Origin of the sequence: Rhodobaculum claviforme, from assembly GCF_016653255.1 — a bacterium.
In the GTDB taxonomy this organism is placed as follows: domain Bacteria; phylum Pseudomonadota; class Alphaproteobacteria; order Rhodobacterales; family Rhodobacteraceae; genus Rhodobaculum; species Rhodobaculum claviforme.
Map to the genome: position 1 here is coordinate 1 of NZ_NHSD01000068.1, position 4095 is coordinate 4095.

Annotated in this window: 3 protein-coding genes; 1 reads left to right on the forward strand and 2 read right to left on the reverse strand. The window is 72.2% G+C overall.

What is annotated here, in order from left to right; genetic code table 11:
- Nucleotides 1–110 precede the first annotated feature (110 nt).
- The gene (locus CCR87_RS01110; protein ID WP_201155490.1) at nucleotides 111–1796 is read left to right on the forward strand and encodes a PHA/PHB synthase family protein; all 1686 of its coding nucleotides are present in this window, start codon (nucleotides 111–113) and stop codon (nucleotides 1794–1796) included.
- A gap of 480 nt (nucleotides 1797–2276) precedes the next feature.
- Here CCR87_RS01110 and CCR87_RS01115 read toward each other — a convergent pair whose 3' ends face one another.
- Both CCR87_RS01115 and CCR87_RS01120 read right to left on the reverse strand, forming a co-directional pair.
- Nucleotides 2277–3542, reverse strand: coding sequence for a vWA domain-containing protein (locus CCR87_RS01115; protein WP_201155488.1), 1266 nt, complete (start codon nucleotides 3540–3542; stop codon nucleotides 2277–2279).
- On the reverse strand, nucleotides 3535–4095 hold a 561-nt coding region (locus tag CCR87_RS01120; RefSeq protein WP_201155489.1), incomplete at its 5' end, for a hypothetical protein. The genes CCR87_RS01120 and CCR87_RS01115, both read right to left, overlap by 8 nt.

The window sequence follows — 4095 nt, forward strand, 5'->3', positions numbered from 1 at the left end:
CCCCGGCTCCCCCGTCCGCTCCGGTCCCCCCGTCCGCTCCGGCGCCGCGCGCGCCGGGCGGCGAGCGCACATCCGGCGGCCATCGCCATCAGGTGGCCGACCGGGTCACCATGGCCACGCTTGCGCGGCTGACCGGCGGGATCTCGCCCCATGCGGTGATCGAGGCCTGGAGCGACTGGGCCCTGCATCTGGCCCGCGCCCCCGGCCGTCAGCTCGAACTGGCCGAGCATGCGGCCACCAGCGCAGCCCGGCTGTGGCGCTTCAACCTCGAGGTCATGTCGGGGATGTCCCCCGCGCCCCCCTTCACCCCGCAGAAATACGACACCCGCTGGAGCCATGAGGGCTGGGCGCAGCCGCCCTTCAGCCTGATGCAGCAGGCGTTCCTGGCCTCGCATGACTGGTGGGATGCGGCGACGGCGGACCTGCGCGGGCTGCGGGGCGATACCTCGGCGCGCACGGGGTTCATGGTGCGCCAGGCGCTGGACTGGGTGTCGCCGTCGAACTCCGCGCTCCTCAACCCCGAGATCCTGGAGGCCACGCGCCGGACGGCGGGCCACAACCTGACCCGGGGCGCCCGCAACTTTGCCGACGACATGTCCCGCGCCCTGACGCAGGAGGCCCGCCCGATCCCGCCCGAATTCGCGCTGGGCGAACATCTGGCCTGCACCCCCGGCGAGGTGGTGTTCCGCAACGACATCATGGAGCTGATCCAGTACCGCCCGCAGACCGGAACCGTCCACCCCGAGCCGGTGCTGATCGTGCCGGCGTGGATCATGAAATACTACATCCTGGATCTGTCGCCGCACAACTCGCTGATCAACTGGCTGGTGGGGCAGGGGCACACGGTGTTCTGCATCTCGTGGATCAACCCCGGCGCCGAGATGGCCGATCTGTCGCTGGAGGATTACCGCCTGCGCGGGATCATGGCCGCGCTGGATGCCGTCGGCGCGATCGTCCCCGACACGAAGATCCACGCCAACGGCTATTGCTTGGGCGGTACGCTGCTGGCGATCGCGGCGGCGGTGATGGCGCGCGACGGCGACGACCGGCTGGCCTCGGTCACGCTGATGGCCGCGCAGGTGGACTTCATGGAGGCGGGCGAGCTGCTGCTGTTCCTCGATGAAAGCCAGGTGGCGCTGCTCGACGACATGATGTGGGCACAAGGGTATCTGGACCGCCCGCAGATGGCCTTTGCCTTTGCCGCGATCCGGGCCGAGGACCTGATCCACACCCGCAACGTGCGCCGCTATCTGCTGGGGCTGCGCGACATGCCCAGCGACATCACGGTGTGGAACGGCGACACCACCCGGATGCCCGCGCGGATGCATTCGCAGTACCTGCGGGGGCTGTTTCTGGAAAACCGCCTGACGGCCGGACGATTCGCGGTGGAGGGGCGGGTGATCGCGCTCAAGGACATCCGCGCGCCGATGTTCGTGGTCGCCACCGAGGCCGACCACATCGCGCCCTGGCGGTCGGTCTACAAGACCAAGCTGTTCACCGACGCGGACCTGCGGTTCGTGCTGACCCGCGGCGGGCACAACGGTGGCATCCTGTCCGAGCCGGGCCATGCCGGGCGGCACTATCGCATCGGCCACCGGCGGACCGGCAGCCGCTACATGGACCCCGACACCTGGCTGGCGGATCATCCGCCGCAGGACGGCTCGTGGTGGCCGGCCTATGGCCGCTGGCTGGCCGAGCACAGTGGCCCGCGCGCAGCCCCGCCCGCCATGGGTGCGCCCGACGCGGGCTATCCGCTGATCGAGCCCGCGCCGGGGCGCAACATCCACCAGCGCTGACGGCGCCCGGCACGGCTGCGCCGCACAGGCCGCGGCGGGATGGTGCGACGCGTCGGGCGGGCCACCGGCGGCGGGATAATGCCCGCGCCGCTGCGGTAGGGGCGACAGGAGCCGCCCGCGTCCCTGCGGGCGGGCCCGTACTTCGTCGCGATCCGGAGGAAGCCCGGGTGCACAGCGGCTGGACCCGGGTGCGGCCGGGGCACCGTGGCGGCGGATCGTGGCGCACCCCCGCGATGCTCCGGACAGCGCCGCCGAGGGGGCCGCAAGGGAGCTGCGCGCAGCCCGACGGCGCCACGGGCGGTCGGGGCCTGTCGGACGGGCAGGCCTGCGCGCCAGACAGCCTCCGGACCGGCTGGCGGCGGCGGCTCAGCGCCCCGGCGCGCGGTCGGGGGCGCACTGCGCCGGGCTGTCGATCCCCCCATCCTCCCCCGCGTGCTGCCGATCCTCCCCCGGTTCTGGCCGCCGTTCAGGGTGCGCGCATCACCCCGCAGCGGCGCGCAGTGCTGCCATCAGGCGGGGCTTCTCCCCTGCGTCGCCGGTCTGCGACAGCACCGCCGCCAGATCCTCGAGTGCCGCGATCGAGTGGCCCGCGCGCAGGCAGTCCACATGCGGCAGCATGGCGCGAATCCCGGCGGCCCGTGGCGCAAAGCCCTCCCAGCGCAGCAGCGGGTTGACCCAGACCACGCGGCGGGCCGACAGGTGCAGCCGCTCCATCTCGGCGCCCAGAAGGGCCGGGTCGTCGCGGTCCAGCCCGTCGGTGATCAGCAGGACCACCGCCCCCGGCCCGAGGCAGCGGCGCGACCAGTCGCGGTTGAAGGCCCGCAGGCAGGCGCCGATGCGGGTGCCACCCTGCCAGTCCTGCGCCTGCGCCCCGGCCGCCGCCAGCGCCGCATCCACGTCGCGCGCCGCCAGATGCCGGGTGATCGGCGTCAGCCGGGTGCCGAAGGTGAACGCCTGCACCTGCCCCCAGCCCCGCCCGGGGCGCGCCGACAGCGCATGCAGGAAATGCAGCACCACCCGCGAATAGACCGACATCGATCCCGAGATGTCGCACAGCGCCACCAGATCCGGCCACCGCGGGCGGGGCGAGCGTCGGGCGATGCGCGCGACCTCGCCGCCCCGGCGCATCGCGGCACGCAGGGTGGCGGCTCCGTCGGCGCGCCGGCCCGCCGCGTCGGCATGCAGGCGGCGGGCGGGCAGGGGGCGCACCGGCAGCGCCAGACGCGCGATGGCGGCCTGTGCCGCGGCGATCTCGCTGGTGCTCATCTGCTCGAAATCCAGCGTGCGCAGCCGTTCGCTGGCCGAGGCGGTGGCGGAGGCGTCGATCTCCACCTCGGTGTCGTCGTCGTCCTCCGTGCGCTCGGGGGGGCGCGGCCCGAGGCCGTCGAGCAGTGCCTCGGCGGCGCGCTTTTCCGCCGGGGCCGCGATCCGTTCCTGCTGCGCGCCGCGCAGGGCGGGCAGCATCAGCGACATCATGTGCTCCAGATACCGGGGATCGCGCCAATAGAGGCGGAACACCTGCGCGAACACCTGCCGGTGCTCGGTGCGGCTGACGAAACAGGCGTGCAGCGTCCAGTAGAAATCCCGCTTCTCGGAAAACCCCGCGGCGGCCACGGCGGCAATGGCGTCGATCACCCGCCCCGGCCCGATCGGCAGCCCCGCCCGCCGCAGGGCCCGCGCGAAATGCGTGATGTTGGCCACCAGCTGCGGATTGTCCGGCAGGTCGAGGTCGGGGAGATCAGCCATGGAGCGACCACGCGATGGCACCAAGGGCCACGAGGACGGGCAATGCGCCGTACCAGAGCCAGACGTAGAAAAAGGCGTAGAGGCGGAAGCGGTCGATGGGTTGATTCAGTTCTTCAAGCTTCTGGCTCAGGCGATGACACGCATCATCCCCCATCATTGACGCGGGAGATCCTTCTGGGGGCACGTCCATCAGCCTCCGCACGTCTTTGATCACTGCGTTGAGCTTGTTGTTCTCGACGTTCCTGCCGAGGCCTGCGACCGTTCGCGTCGGACTGGGCTGCGCCCCGACCACGTTCCACGCCCGGTAACTCAGGAAGTCCCCCCACCACTGCACAAGATGCGCTGCGATCAGGAACCCTGCCAGCCCGCACAGCACGGCCTCGGCCCGCCCCTCTGCCAGCGTCGCCTCGAAGACCGTCAGCCCGTCCACCTCCACCCAGCCCAGCCGGACCATCCCCAGCAGCGCCGCCGCCACCAGCAGCGCCCGGGCGGTGGTGCGGGTGGGGGCGGTGATGGCGGTCTGTCCGAGGAAGGTTATGGGCAGGGTCCGGGC